A 13,624-nucleotide genomic window follows, 5' to 3' on the forward strand; every position below is an offset into this window, starting at 1 on the left:
CCAGGGCATAGCAGGAAGTAGAGAGTAAATAAGGAGGCATTCACATGTTTCATTACACCGTCACTACCTCGAAGACTGTCCCTACAGCCGTCGAAGATCTCGAAGCCAACCTTAAAGACATTGGTTTTGGCGTGCTTTGGAATTTTGATCTGCAGAGCAAATTACAGGAAAAAGGCATCGACTTTCAGGACCAGCACCGGGTGCTTGAAGTGTGTAATCCGAAAGAGGCTGAACAGGTATTAAACAAAAATAAGCTGATCGGCAATTTTCTTCCATGCAAAATAACCGTGTACGAAGAAGCAGGGTCAACGTATATCAGCATGCCCCGCCCGTCCGTATTGATGGAATTGGCCGAAGAGCCAGCGTTAACAGCGACCGCTGAAGATATCGAACAGCGGTTGATACAAGGCATCGATCAAACGGTATAAAATTTTTTGATCCCTTTTATACCCTACCCCGTAGGTAGTATTTGGACCATGAGAGCACAGCAGCAAGAACCACGAAAAAATAACATTCAACAAATATGAGGTGAATATAATGGCAGATGAAAAACGTATTAAAGAGGTACAACCGAAAGACGTTCAGCAAAAGTTTGAAAAAGAGAACGGTGCTTTTCAGGTGATTGACGTCCGTGAGGACGAGGAACTCGACGAAGGACGCATCCCGGGATCGGTTCATATACCTCTCGGCACGATTCCCGACCGGATGGACGAGCTCGATCCTAAGCAATCCTATGTGACCGTATGCCGCTCCGGCAAACGCAGTGCCCAGGCGGCGGAAGCGTTGCAGGATCAGGGCTTTGAGGTCCGCAGCATGGCGGGTGGCATGAACGAATGGACCGGAAAAACCGAGTAAAAATCTATTCTACCTTTAAGGAGCGATGATTGATGTATTTGAAATATTTTTATGACACGTCGTTAGCCCAGGCTTCCTACATGGTCGGCTGCCAGGCCACCGGAGAGGCGGCGGTGATCGACCCGTCCCGCAATATTGAAGACTATCTTCAGATTGCCCGTGAACAGGGCTTCCGTATTACCGGGGCGTTTGAGACCCATATTCATGCGGACTTTGTTTCCGGGGTGACCGAGCTTGCCCGCCGGACCGGCGCCACCATCTATTATTCCACCGAAGGCGCTGAAAACGGCGGCTATGAATGGGACCAGGACCTGCCACTGCACGGAGTGACGCATGGCGAAGAAATTTATATTGGCAACATCAAACTGAGAGCTCTGCACACGCCTGGCCATACGCCGGAGCATGTCTCCTACGAGCTCACCGACGGCGCGGCTGCCGATCGCCCGATGGGGGTATTTACCGGCGACTTCGTCTTCGTCGGCGATGTCGGCCGTCCGGACCTGCTCGAAAAATCGGTTGGCGTCAAGAATTCAGCGGATAAAGGCGCCCGGCAGATGTTTGAGTCCCTCCAGCAGTTCAAGAAATACGGCGATTATATGCAGATCTGGCCGGGCCACGGCGCCGGCAGCTCCTGCGGTAAAGCACTCGGTGCTGTGCCAACGAGCACCGTCGGCTACGAGCGGATGTACAATCCTGCCTTTCAGCCGACCGAGGAGCAGGCCTTCGTGGACTTTCTTCTCGACGGCCAGAGCGAGCCGCCAACGTATTTTGCCAAAATGAAAGAAGTGAACAAGCAGGCCATGACCCCGCTCTCCGAAATCCCGGCTGCAGTGGAAATGCAGGGCACCGGAGATGACGTGGCCGCACTGGCCGAACAAAACCATACGATGGTCGTTGACACCCGCAGTGCTGCCGCCTTCGCGATGGGAAGCATTCCGGGCACGATCAACCTTCCGTATCCCGGCTCGTTCGCCGAATGGATGGGCCGGCTCGCCGACTATGAGGCGGATATCTACCTGATCGCCGAGCCGCATCAGTTTCCGGAACTGAGCCGGATTCTCACCGGCATGGGCATGGACCGCCTGAAAGGGTTCTTTGCCACTTCGATCGTCGCCAGCACCTCGAACCTGCGCACGTACGTGAACGAAACGCCGAAGCAGGTCGAAGAGCGTCGCCGCAACCAGGACGTGCAGATTCTCGATGTCCGTTACCAGGACGAATGGGACCAGTCGCACGTGCCGGACGCGGTGCATGTGTCGCTCCAGCAGCTGCCGACCCGTACCGATGAGCTTTCCACGGAGCAGCCGGTCGCCGTCCACTGCGCCTCGGGCAAACGCTCCGCCATCGCCGCCAGCATCCTTCAGAATCACGGCTTTGACGTGATTAACGTGGAGGGCGGCTTCATGAAATGGAAAAAAGAACAGCTCGAAACAACCAGCTAAACGTGAGGGCAGTACAAACGAAATACCGGGGGCTCTGTACCATGCAGGGTCCCCTTTATGATGCAGAAGGAGGAGATTGTATGAGTCACCGCTTTGACCCTTCCAAATCCAAAAAACTCCGGAGTGAAGAACGACAGCAGGCCCTTCCGATGGCGAAGCTGCTTCCCCTCATGAATATTCAGGAAACGGATCTGATCGCGGATGTTGGTGCCGGGAATGGATACTTCACGATCCCGATGGCCGAACGGGCCCGCCACGTATACGCTGTCGATATCGAGGACCAGATGTTAACCGAATTAAAGGCCTATGCCGAAGAAGCCCGTGCCTCCAATATCACCCTGATCTTATCCGGCCTGGAACAAATCACCTTAACGGAGCATCAGGTCCACAAAATCGTCGTCGCCTTTGTGATGCATGAAATCGATGATATGGATCAGGCGTTCGCCGAATTCCGGCGTATCCTGAAGCCCGGGGGCACGATTTTCTTTTACGAATGGGAAGCCACAGCTACAGAATCAGGGCCTCCGCTCGAGATCCGATTACCTTCGGATGCTTTTGCCCGGACTATTGAGAGTTACGGCTTTACCACCACCCTCCATGTCCTGAATGACGGCCATTATATGGTGGAAGCACTGAAAACGTAAAATCTCCTGCGAAATCATGGAAGACTCCCTCATTCTATCAAGCAAAGGAGGGTTAAATGATGACATCCAAAGCGGCTTCCATCGGTATTGCTGAAAACCGTCTTCCCTTTTTTCTATTGGTCCTCATCAACGTCTTTGTCGGCTCCATGGTCGGATTGGAACGTACTGTGCTTCCGTTGATCGGCGAAGAGCTGTTTGGCCTCGCATCGGCCAGTGCCGCCCTCTCCTTTATTGTCAGCTTTGGGTTTTCCAAAGCCCTCGTCAACCTCCTGGCCGGTACGCTTGCCGACCGCTTCGGGCGCAAGGAAATATTATTAATTGGATGGGCGTTCGGCTTCTTCGTCCCTCTCCTGATTATTTTTGCCTCCGCCTGGTGGATGATCATCGTCGCCAACATCTTCTTAGGCATCAACCAGGGACTAACCTGGTCGATGACCGTAAATATGAAGGTGGATCTGGCGAAACCGACTCAGCGCGGGACAGCTGTAGGCCTGAATGAGTTTGCCGGCTATACGGGGCTTTCCGTTATGGCCGCCGTTTCCGGCTACGTGGCTTCGACAACCTCTTTGCGCCCCGAGCCCTTCTTTCTTGGCTTCGGAATCGTTGGCATCGGGTTCCTGCTTTCATTGTTCGTACCGGATACAAGCAGGCAGGTGGCCCGTCAGACCGCTTCCGGGGAAGCCTCCCTGCCCTTTTGGAAGGCGTTTGCCCAGACAACCTGGAAGCAGCCCGCCCTGTCGAGCTTCAGCTTTGCCGGGCTGACAACCAACCTCAAGGATGGCATGGCGTGGGGCCTGTTCCCGCTCTTCTTCGCTTCCGGCGGATTATCCGTCAGCCAAATCGGCGTAATCGTGGCGGCGTATCCCCTCACCTGGGGCATGGCCCAGCTGTTTACTGGCCCCTGGAGCGATGTGATCGGGCGTAAGCGTCTCATCGTCGGCGGCCTGTGGCTGCAGGCCCTTTCGCTGTGGGCGCTTCTGGCCGGAGCTACCTATGGATGGTGGCTCGGAAGCTCCGTGCTGCTCGGCCTCGGGACAGCAATGGTGTATCCGGTCCTAATCGCTGCGGTCAGCGACACAGCCCCCGCTCCCTGGCGGGCTAAAGCGAACGGGGTGTACCGTTTTTGGCGGGACAGCGGGTACGCCTTCGGGGCCCTACTCGCCGGCCTGTTTGTGGACACGCTGAACGTTTCATGGGCCATTGGCCTCGTAGCTGTGCTTCCATTTGCCGCCGGCATCGTCACGCTCGTTCGGATGCAGGAATCCTTGAAGAAGGAGTAATAGGATACGGCTATCTTTTCTATCTGCCTGTGCTGGACGGTCCCTGTCGCCTGCGTAGTGCTTTTAGTGTTGAGTTTAGGGTATTTTCGAATATATGTGTAAAGAGATAACAATCTACTGGAGGTGGTTTGAATGATGAACGGTGGCAGCGGCATGATGAGCGGCGGAATGGTTGGCTTTGGCTTTATCGTACTCATTCTTCTGGTTCTTATCGTTCTGGTGCTTGTCTGGATGTTTCGGCCTTCGACCAAGCATTCGTCCCGGACCAAATCGGGCACCGCATTGGAACGGCTCGATCAACGTCTAGCGAACGGAGAAATTTCTGAAGAAGAATACGACCGTTTGAAACGAAAAATCAACGACCATTAAATGAAGGAAGGCGGGAGCTCATGCACCGACTATGGATAGGAAGCGCCTTGATTTTAGGCCTGATCGGCATTGGCATTGGCAGCTACTTGTTCTTCTTTTCTTCCGGCTCGGGGTCCCTGCCGGACGGCGTTACCCGGGGCGGGCAAAGCATTGCTTCGCTCGAAACCACCAATGCCGCCGACCGGCCGGAAAAAACCTTTGCGCTGACGGCCGAGGAAAAGGAATGGACCATTGAGGAAAAGGAAAGCGTGGAGGCATGGACCTATAACGGCACCGTACCCGGCCAGGAACTCCGGGTGGAACAGGGAGATTTTGTGCAGGTGGATTTAACCAACAACCTCGACGTACCGGTGACTATTCACTGGCACGGGGTGAACCTGGCCAACAACATGGACGGGGTCCCCGGTCTCACCCAGGACGCGGTGCAGCCCGGCGAATCGTTCACCTATAAGTTTGTGGCCGAAGACGCCGGAACCTACTGGTATCATTCGCATCAGCACAGTTCCAAGCAGGTTGATAAAGGATTATACGGGCCGCTGGTCATCGAAGACCCGGAGGAAAACGGAGACTATGATGTCGAAGAAACGCTCATGCTCGATGAGTGGCCGGTCCACCAGGCCAAAGATGGGCCCGCCAGCCGCCAGGGAATGATGGAAAGCCGGCGGTCCGGGGACGGCGAAGCAGATACCAAGGATCTGTATGATACCTTCACCGTGAACGGAAAGGCCGGGGAAGCGATCGATCCCCTCGAGATGGAGCAGGGCGAGACCGCCCGTTTACGCCTCGTTAATGCCGGCTTTCAGCAGCACCAGCTGGCGTTTCCGGAAGGGTCCGCGGAGGTGATCGCGGTGGACGGAGAAAAAACATCGTCCTCTGGCGACTCCTCCGCGAATATCGTGGAAATCGCCCCCGGCGAGCGGATCGACGTCGCGTATACGAAGCAGGATCAGACTCCCGTCTTCCTCGGGGAGCCGGGAGACAATGAAAAAGCCCGCGACATGCGTATCCCGGTACTGCCGGAGGGCACTTCCCGGTCGGAGGCTGCGATGGCTTCGCCGGAAACAGAGACGACTGCCCGCGGAGCCGACCAAAGCACCGACACCATTCTTTTTGATCAGGTGCCGGAGCCGGACGTCTCCTACACGATGGACTTGAGTATGGGCATGGATATGGGCGGCGGGGGCATGAGCTTTCAGATTAACGGCCGCACCTTTCCGGATACCCCTCCCATCCAGGTCCAGGACGGGGACATCGTCAAAGTCGAGATCGAAAACAACGGCAGCATGAATCATCCGATGCATCTGCATGGCCACGACTTCCAGATTCAATCCAAAGATGGAACCACCCTGGAGCAGCCAGGTGTGAAGGATCTGGTGCATGTCAAGCCCGGAGAATCCTACACTATTTACTTTGAAGCCAATAACCAGGGCGAATGGCTGTTTCACTGCCACGATAATAACCATGCCGAGTTGGGAATGAGCACCATCGTCGATTACGACAGTGTTTATTCCCCTTATGACCTCGGAGGCGATGCGGACAATCATCCGAGTTAATAAGCTTTCTCATATTAAGCATCCGGGCTGTAACAAGGCTGTCTGTTCAGGGCAGTCTTCTTTTACAAATTTTTATTTAACATGCGCAGCCCATTCAGGATCACAAGGATGGTGCTCCCTTCGTGTCCAATGACGCCAATGGGAATGGTGATTGTCTGCGTAAAGTTTAAAATAAGCAGCAGTACAATGATACTTATCGAGAAAAATATATTCTGTTTAATGATTCTTTCCATTTTACGGGCTAATTTTATCGAATAGGTAATCCGCGATAAATCGTTTTTCATTAAAATGATATCCGCTGTTTCAAGGGCCGCGTCAGTTCCTTCGCCCATGGCAATGCCGGTGGATGCTGTGGCAAGTGCCGGGGCGTCATTGATTCCGTCCCCGATCATGGCCACGTACCCGTATTGTTCCAGCAGTTTTTTAATTTCCTTCACTTTATCTCCCGGCATACAGCTCCCAATGTACGCATCCACCCCGCTTTCACCAGCAATCGCTTTCGCCGTCTGTTGATTATCCCCGGTAAGCATAATGCAGTAAATGCCGAAGCTTTGCATCTCACGGATGGAGGTTCTCGTATTGTCCCGCACGGTATCCTTTAAAGCAATCGCGGCGGCTATACCTTCACCGTCCCGGACAAAGATAACCGTTTTTCCATCATCAGCCAGACGGGCCAGCAAGCCGTCCTGGAACGCCTCTGCTTCCTGTATCTTTACAAATGCAGGTTTTCCAATCAATATTTCTTCGCCATCAATCGTTGATTTTAATCCATTTCCCGGAACATCTGTGATCTGCAGATCCTGCAGCGGGGCAATACCTTCCGCTTCAATAAATTTCGTTACGGCTTTGGCAAGCGGGTGATTGGACTGCGATTCCAGCCCAGCAATTTTTGCCATCAAAGCTGTTCGGTCCGTTCCCTTTCGCAGAACAAAATCAGTCACCTGTGGACGCCCGCGGGTCAGCGTGCCGGTTTTATCCAATGCGATGGCCCGGATCGTGCTGAGCACTTCCAAATGTACGCCGCCTTTAATGATGACCCCGTTCTTGGCAGCATTTGATATGGCAGCCAGTGTAGCCGGCATGATGGAAGCTACAAGAGCACACGGAGAGGCAACGACAAGAAGCAGGATCGCCCGGTAAAATGTAGTATTCCAATCCCATCCGATAACATAGTGCGGGAGAAAAAGCATCAGTGAAAACACAAGTAATACTACAATCACGTACCGTCCTTCAAATCGCTCGACAAACTGTTGGGAAGGCGGCTTTTCGTTATGAGCGGTCTGAACGAGATCGATTATTTTCTGCACAAGTGTTTCTGCGTTAGGAGTCGTCATCTCCATAGTAATTGTGCTGCTTAAATTCACCGTAGAAGCAAATACATCATCGCCACTGTTTTTGGACACTGGATTCGACTCACCACTGATGGCTGATTCGTCCACTACGGTATGGCCTTTCACCAATTTTCCATCTGCCGGCATCCGTTCCCCCGGCTTCACAACAAGATTATCTCCGGATGCCAGGGAAGAAACAGCTACACGGCTGGTAGTTCCATTTACCAGCAGCCACGCTTCCTCCGGCTGAATCTTCATTAAAGCGGACAGTTCCTTTTGGTTTTTATTCATCGTATACGTTTCAAGCGCACCGCTAAGAGAAAAAATAAAAATCAGAATAGCGCCCTCCGTCCAGTAACCGATTATGGAGGCGCCAATGGCCGCAAGAATCATCAACAGTTCCACGTTCGGCCTGCGGTCCTCGAGCGTCTTTTTCAATCCGTATACTGCTTTTGCATATCCACCTATCAAAAAAGCCAGAATATACGTAACGACGGAGAACGTGTTGATTTCCAGCACCTCGAGCGTGTAAGCAGCGCTTATTAAAATACCGGAGATGACAGCGGCGGCTAACTCCAGATGCACCTTCCATTTTTCCATTTGCCTCCCCCTCCCTGCAGAACCCTATATGACTAATGTACAGCATACAGCTCTCTTTTGGCTGAATAGGCAAAAATTCATGGAAATATTTTCTTTCGGTCATTCTTTTCTATTTTCATGATATGCTACCAAAATTACCCTGAGGGAGCACGGATGGTGTATGCGATCAGTATTTCAGACGTCTCTCACTACACCGGGCTCACTAAAAAACAAGCATGTCGCGTCTCTCGGACCGACATGCTTGTTTTTTGCCCGGCAGTTCAAGGCATAGTCTTTTGTGCAATGGAAGTGGATCAATTCTAGATCATCATGATACGTTTTGCTGAAAGCTTCAACGAATATCCGCTTGTGCTTCACGCTTGTGCTCCACCAATTCCCTGTGGAACCGTGGTTTCTTTCAACAGCTCATAGGGGGTGCCAGTTTTTTTGACTTCCCCCTTGTCTACAAGAACGACACGGTCGGAGAGCACCTTTGCATCCTCTTGATCATGGGTGACAAAAATAGTCGTCGTACCAGTGTATTTAATCGTCTCCCGCAGTTCATCCCGGATCCGATGCTTCAGGTGGGCATCCAAATTACTGAACGGCTCATCCAAAAGAAGCAGCGGCGGCTGCGGAGCCAGAGCACGCGCCAGTGCAATCCGCTGCTGCTGGCCTCCGCTAAGCTCATGCGGATACCTTTTTCGGTATTCCGTCATATTGATGAGCTCGAGCATCTCCTGAAGACGGGCCCGGCGGGCCGGGCCCTTCCATTTATTTAAACCATAAAGAATATTTGCCCCGACGGTCATATGCGGAAACAAAGCATAATCCTGAAAAACCATCCCAAGGCCCCGTTTTTCCACAGGAAGTATTTTTCCGCTCTGGTCGTCCACATACGTATCTTTTCCTACGCCTATCTTTCCCTGAGACGGAGTTTCCAGGCCTGCGATCAGACGAAGAATCGTACTTTTCCCACTCCCGCTTTCCCCAAGAATGGAAACAATTTCTCCTTCATTCATATGAAGGTTGAAGTTTTGAACGACTGCATTCGATGCTTTTCCATAAGAGAATTCGAGGTCAGTAATCTGAACATGCATTTAATTCGGCTCCTTTTCAATGAGAATGTGGAAAACAAACATCGCTATGGCGCTCACTAAAATAATAGAGAGCGATGGCACTGCTGTTTCCTGGATGCGCTCATCGCTTGCATAACGGTAGGCGGTTGTCGCGAGCGTTTCAAAATTAAAGGGGCGGAGAATCAATGTTAACGGCAGCTCTTTTAAAATATCGACAAAAACAAGTATGAAACCGCTGAAGACCGCGGCCCGGATCATCGGAAGGTCGACTTTAAAAAAAGTCTTTATCCATCCCATGCCAAGCGTCCGGGAGGCTTCTGAATAACGGCGGCCTATCTTCTCAAACCCGGATTCAATTGAATTATATCCTACAGCCATAAATCGAATAACATAAGCAAATACAAGCATTACAAGACTCGTGCTCAGCATCAGTTCAGTAGATATCCCTGCATAAGCATAAAAAAGCTGCAATTGTGTTTCAGCATAAAGAAAAAAGCTGATAACACCTACCGCAATCACTGCTCCGGGGATTGAATAACCAAGCACAGTAAATCTCGCGATAACCGTCGAAAACCAGCCGGATGCGACGCGGGTGAAGTTTGCGATAATTACAGCAAAAACCACCACCAGCAACGAACTGATACCTGCCGCAATTGTAGAATTACGAATTAATGAAACAAACTCGGCAGAGAAAATTGCTTCATAAGTCAGCATTCCCCAATACAGCAGCTGAAAAATGGGCAGAATAAACCCGAGAAGAAATACGACGCCGCTGAAACTGAGAGCCGTCCATTTTTTCCAGCCTTCAAGCACCTGCGGCTTCAACGGAGAAGCCTTCGCCGAAGTGTAGCTGTACTGCTGCCGTCCGCGAAACACTTTCTCCAGAAGTAAAAATACGAGCACAATTCCCATTAAAATGCCAGCAAGCCGAATGGCCGAATTCAGGTCATCGAGAGCATACCACGTTTGAAAAATAGCCGTACTAAACGTCTGAATACCGAAATAATTAACAAGTCCGTAATCGTTTAGCACCTCCAGCATTACTAATGTCACCCCGCCGACAATTGCTGCCCGGGAAACCGGGAGCACGATCCGGAAAAATGTACGTACCGGTCCGCTGCCGAGAACGCGGGCATTTTCTATGAGCGTGGTTGCCTGACGGGCAAAAAAAGCCCGGGTAATCGCGTAGACGTAGGGATACAGAAAAATTGTATAAATAAAGACAGCGCCGGGGATATTCATAATGTCAAAGTACCGCTGGGATACTTCTATATCGAACGTCGTCCTGAGTGTCCGCTGGATAAATCCTGTATAGTTAAGCATGCCGTGATACGCATAGGCACCGATATAGGGCGGAATAGCAAGAGGCATGAGCAAGGCCCATTTTAATGTATTTCTAAATGGAAACGTATACGCAGAAATAAGCCAAGCCAGGGTAGTTCCAAGCGCAATGGATAACACACCTACTGAAACAGCCAGAGTCAATGTATCAATTGTATAGCCAAGCAGCATATACTCTTGAATATGGTTCCAATTTTCACTCGGAGGCTGGACAATGCGGTACAAAAGAAAACCAAGCGGCAGCAGAAGCAGGAGAACAAAACCGACCGCTCCACTTCCCCATCCGACAGCCGCCAGTGAGGGACGTTTTAAAAAAGGCATATTAATCTGTCCTTTAGCAAATAAGAATAAGCATCATTATCAACGATAAGTGTACTGGAGAATTTTTTTCTTGTCACGAAAAGACAGGCATAACTGAAGAATTTCTTCTATATAATAGAAAAACAGGGCAGTCCCGTGCCTGGCAGGACCACCCCTTTAACAATTTCATATCAGACAGTAATTCCTATTCCCACCCGGCTTCATTCATCAGCATCTGTGCCCGGGCATTATTTTCACCAAGCGTTGTCAGGTCGATGTCCTGCTCTTCAAAATCTCCCCATGACTGAAGCAGCTCCGATGGCTCGACGTCCGGGTTTACCGGATATTCATAGTTAGCTTCTGAGAAATCCCCCTGTGCTTCTTCACTGGAGAGAAACTCAACGAACTCCACCGCTTCTTCTGAGTTCGGACCGTGCTCGGTTATTCCTGCACCGCTGACGTTTACGTGGGTGCCGTCTTCTTCCTGGTTAGGAAAGAATACTTCGAGGCTTTCCGCCGCGTCTACTTCTTCCTGCTCAGAGGAGTTCACCATCTGGCCGAAATAGTAAGAGTTCATAACAGCAACGTCGCCTTCCCCGGATGCGACTCCAAGTGCCTGGTCCCTGTCTCCGCCTTGAGGGTCACGAGCCATGTTATCCACTATTCCTTCTGCCCAGGCTTTTGCTTCTTCTTCCCCCTTCATTTCAATAAACGAAGCCATCAATGATTGGTTGTAAATATTTTCGGATGAGCGGATCAGAACACGATCTTCCCATTTTTCTTCGGTAAGAGCTTCGTATGTAGACAACTCGGATTCATCTACGCGTTCCGGGTCATAAACAAGCACGCGGGCCCGTTTAGTCAGACCGAACCACTCGCTATCGGCATCACGATAATTTTCTGGAATATTTTCATCTAATACTTCAGACTCCGTTGACTGAAGAAGGTCAGCCTCTTTTGCACGATGAAGACGGCCGGCATCGGCGGTGATAAATACGTCCCCTTCTGTGGCTTCTCCTTCACGCTCCATCCGCTCAATGAGTTCATCAGCCTCGCCCGAAACAACGTTGACTTCAATTCCCGTTTCATCAGTAAACTGTTCATAAAGCTCCTCGTCCGTGTCGTAGTGGCGGCTGGTGTAAAGGTTGACTTCCCCGCCTTCAGCACCTGCTTCCTCGTCTTCTCCGTTCTGTTCTTCAGTGCTATTTTCTTCGGCGCTGTTTTCACCGGAAGTATTTTCTTCACTTTCATTATCGCCTCCGCAGGCAGCAAGTGCCAGCAGTGATACTGCAGGAATAAAACCTGTCAATAAACGTGATTTTCTTTGCATAATAGACCCCCCTAAAATATAGAAACAATGGTAAATGATAATGAGAATTATTTTCACCTGATTCACTATTCATTCTCATTGAAAATCATTATCAAGTCAATAGATTTTTGAAATTTTTTACCCGGTTGAAATATGTAAATGACGTGTTTATTTTAAAATCCTGTAAAGCGCGTTTCTTGAACCGGGAACAAATGGCTGGAAATATAAATAAGATGCCCTACAAAAAAAGCCCTCTTCCAAAAGAAGAGAGCTTCTTGTCTGTTATTGAAAATCAGCTGCATACTCATCGTATTCGGTATTTTCCAGTTCATCAGCCGGAATAAATTCCATCGCTGCTGAATTCATACAGTACCTAAGTCCTGTCGGCTCAGGGCCGTCCTGAAACACATGTCCCAAATGAGAGTCCGCATGCTTGCTGCGCACTTCCACACTCGTTCCGAGAATGCCGCCGTCTTCTTCATACGTAATGTTGGACACTTCCAGAGGCTTCGTGAAGCTCGGCCAGCCCGTACCGGAATCATACTGATCACGCGTGCTGAATAAAGGCTCTCCGGAAACAATGTCAACGTATATTCCATCTTCCTCGTTGTCATGATAGGCATTATCATAAGCGTGCTCCGTTCCGTCTTCCTGCGTCACTTCATACTGCATGCTGTTCAATTCAGACACAGCCGCCTCTTTATCCTCCACGGCAAACGGGGAATCCGTGCTTACTTCGTACTCTTTATCCTCTCCCCATACGTCATCCAAATAGGCATCGCGTCCGGAGTTGTTGCGGTAATATTCATACCGTCCCGGATTTTTCTTATAATAATCCTGATGGTATGCCTCTGCTTCGTAAAAAGTATCAAATTCTTCAATGGAGGTCACAATGTCTCCATCAAACCGGCCGGAGTCCTCCATTTCCATTAACGATGCTTCCGCTGCCTGCCGCTGGGCCTCATCATGATAAAATACGGCTGACAAATACGGCTCTCCTTTATCCACAAACTGCCCTTCGTCATCCGTCGGATCAATTTGGCGCCAGAAGATCTGCAGAAGGTCTTCGTAGCTGATCTGCTCCGGGTCATACGTAATTTGAACTGCTTCCTGGTGGCCTGTTTCTTTATTCGCCACTTCATCATACGTAGGATTTTCTTCCTCACCGCCCGTGTAGCCGGAAATCACGCTGACAACGCCGGGCTGGGATTCAAATGGCGGCTCCATGCACCAGAAGCAACCCCCGGCAAACGTAGCCTGCTCCATTCCTTCCAAATCCCCCTGCAGCTCCGTTTGTTCCGTCGCGACCACTTCTTCATATTCCGAGGCCGTAAACGCCTGATATAAATACCAGCCGCCTGCCAGAAGCACAACTGCCATTATACTAAAAAACCACCGTTTTTTATTCATATAGCTCCCCTTTAAGTATCTTTTCTTTCATTATAAGGAAAAGGGAAGGACTTTAACATTATTCCAACTTGTTAGTATTCGGGAATCCTTTGCAGCTCTGAAAACACAAATAAATGCTTAAGGTATGGCCTT

At 50.6% G+C, this 13,624-nt stretch carries 12 protein-coding genes; 7 read left to right on the forward strand and 5 right to left on the reverse strand.

What is annotated here, in order from left to right:
- Positions 1–44 precede the first annotated feature (44 nt).
- The 7 genes from BLV22_RS03800 to BLV22_RS03830 all read left to right on the forward strand — a co-directional run bounded on the left by BLV22_RS03800 (position 45) and on the right by BLV22_RS03830 (position 6,143).
- Positions 45–428 (forward strand): DUF302 domain-containing protein, encoded by a 384-nt coding sequence (locus BLV22_RS03800; RefSeq protein WP_091611480.1) that lies wholly within the window; start codon positions 45–47, stop codon positions 426–428.
- A gap of 109 nt (positions 429–537) precedes the next feature.
- A complete protein-coding gene (locus BLV22_RS03805; protein WP_091611483.1) occupies positions 538–855 on the forward strand; it encodes a rhodanese-like domain-containing protein in 318 nt (105 codons plus the stop codon).
- Positions 856–887: 32 nt separating this feature from the next.
- Positions 888–2,297: an MBL fold metallo-hydrolase gene (locus BLV22_RS03810; RefSeq protein ID WP_091611485.1), complete on the forward strand. Its 1,410-nt coding sequence runs from the start codon at positions 888–890 to the stop codon at positions 2,295–2,297.
- 80 nt (positions 2,298–2,377) lie between these two features.
- Positions 2,378–2,941, forward strand: a complete 564-nt coding sequence (locus BLV22_RS03815) for a class I SAM-dependent methyltransferase (protein WP_176967637.1) — start codon at positions 2,378–2,380, stop codon at positions 2,939–2,941.
- A 59-nt stretch (positions 2,942–3,000) separates the two neighbouring features.
- A complete protein-coding gene (locus tag BLV22_RS03820; protein WP_091611490.1) occupies positions 3,001–4,221 on the forward strand; it encodes an MFS transporter in 1,221 nt (406 codons plus the stop codon).
- Between the two features lie 132 nt (positions 4,222–4,353).
- Positions 4,354–4,590: an SHOCT domain-containing protein gene (locus BLV22_RS03825; protein ID WP_091611493.1), complete on the forward strand. Its 237-nt coding sequence runs from the start codon at positions 4,354–4,356 to the stop codon at positions 4,588–4,590.
- A 20-nt stretch (positions 4,591–4,610) separates the two neighbouring features.
- Positions 4,611–6,143 (forward strand): multicopper oxidase family protein, encoded by a 1,533-nt coding sequence (locus BLV22_RS03830; RefSeq protein ID WP_091611496.1) that lies wholly within the window; start codon positions 4,611–4,613, stop codon positions 6,141–6,143.
- A gap of 62 nt (positions 6,144–6,205) precedes the next feature.
- Here BLV22_RS03830 and BLV22_RS03835 read toward each other — a convergent pair whose 3' ends face one another.
- From BLV22_RS03835 to msrA, 5 genes are all read right to left on the reverse strand, one after another.
- Complete coding sequence (locus BLV22_RS03835) at positions 6,206–8,074, reverse strand: heavy metal translocating P-type ATPase (protein ID WP_091611499.1); 1,869 nt, start codon at positions 8,072–8,074, stop codon at positions 6,206–6,208.
- 353 nt (positions 8,075–8,427) lie between these two features.
- Entirely contained in the window at positions 8,428–9,153 is a 726-nt protein-coding gene (locus BLV22_RS03840) for an ABC transporter ATP-binding protein (protein ID WP_091611501.1), read from the reverse strand.
- A complete protein-coding gene (locus BLV22_RS03845) occupies positions 9,154–10,794 on the reverse strand; it encodes an ABC transporter permease (protein ID WP_091611504.1) in 1,641 nt (546 codons plus the stop codon).
- A 184-nt stretch (positions 10,795–10,978) separates the two neighbouring features.
- Positions 10,979–12,103 carry a Fe(3+) ABC transporter substrate-binding protein gene (locus tag BLV22_RS03850; protein ID WP_091611507.1) on the reverse strand — a complete coding sequence of 375 codons (1,125 nt, stop codon included), beginning with the start codon at positions 12,101–12,103 and terminating at the stop codon, positions 10,979–10,981.
- Between the two features lie 261 nt (positions 12,104–12,364).
- Entirely contained in the window at positions 12,365–13,492 is a 1,128-nt protein-coding gene (gene msrA, locus BLV22_RS03855; RefSeq protein WP_091611510.1) for a peptide-methionine (S)-S-oxide reductase MsrA, read from the reverse strand.
- Between the last annotated feature and the right edge of the window lie 132 nt (positions 13,493–13,624).

The organism is Marinococcus luteus, from assembly GCF_900106595.1.
GTDB lineage: Bacteria > Bacillota > Bacilli > Bacillales > Marinococcaceae > Marinococcus > Marinococcus luteus.

What these genes read in the sequence shown, in the direction of transcription:
- BLV22_RS03800 (WP_091611480.1), top strand. Translation starts at nt 45, where the DNA reads ATGTTTCATTACACCGTCACTACCTCGAAGACTGTCCCTACAGCCGTC.
- BLV22_RS03805 (WP_091611483.1), top strand. Translation starts at nt 538, where the DNA reads ATGGCAGATGAAAAACGTATTAAAGAGGTACAACCGAAAGACGTTCAG.
- BLV22_RS03810 (WP_091611485.1), top strand. Translation starts at nt 888, where the DNA reads ATGTATTTGAAATATTTTTATGACACGTCGTTAGCCCAGGCTTCCTAC.
- BLV22_RS03815 (WP_176967637.1), top strand. Translation starts at nt 2,378, where the DNA reads ATGAGTCACCGCTTTGACCCTTCCAAATCCAAAAAACTCCGGAGTGAA.
- BLV22_RS03820 (WP_091611490.1), top strand. Translation starts at nt 3,001, where the DNA reads ATGACATCCAAAGCGGCTTCCATCGGTATTGCTGAAAACCGTCTTCCC.
- BLV22_RS03825 (WP_091611493.1), top strand. Translation starts at nt 4,354, where the DNA reads ATGATGAACGGTGGCAGCGGCATGATGAGCGGCGGAATGGTTGGCTTT.
- BLV22_RS03830 (WP_091611496.1), top strand. Translation starts at nt 4,611, where the DNA reads ATGCACCGACTATGGATAGGAAGCGCCTTGATTTTAGGCCTGATCGGC.
- BLV22_RS03835 (WP_091611499.1), bottom strand. Translation starts at nt 8,074, where the DNA reads ATGGAAAAATGGAAGGTGCATCTGGAGTTAGCCGCCGCTGTCATCTCC.
- BLV22_RS03840 (WP_091611501.1), bottom strand. Translation starts at nt 9,153, where the DNA reads ATGCATGTTCAGATTACTGACCTCGAATTCTCTTATGGAAAAGCATCG.
- BLV22_RS03845 (WP_091611504.1), bottom strand. Translation starts at nt 10,794, where the DNA reads ATGCCTTTTTTAAAACGTCCCTCACTGGCGGCTGTCGGATGGGGAAGT.
- BLV22_RS03850 (WP_091611507.1), bottom strand. Translation starts at nt 12,103, where the DNA reads ATGCAAAGAAAATCACGTTTATTGACAGGTTTTATTCCTGCAGTATCA.
- msrA (WP_091611510.1), bottom strand. Translation starts at nt 13,492, where the DNA reads ATGAATAAAAAACGGTGGTTTTTTAGTATAATGGCAGTTGTGCTTCTG.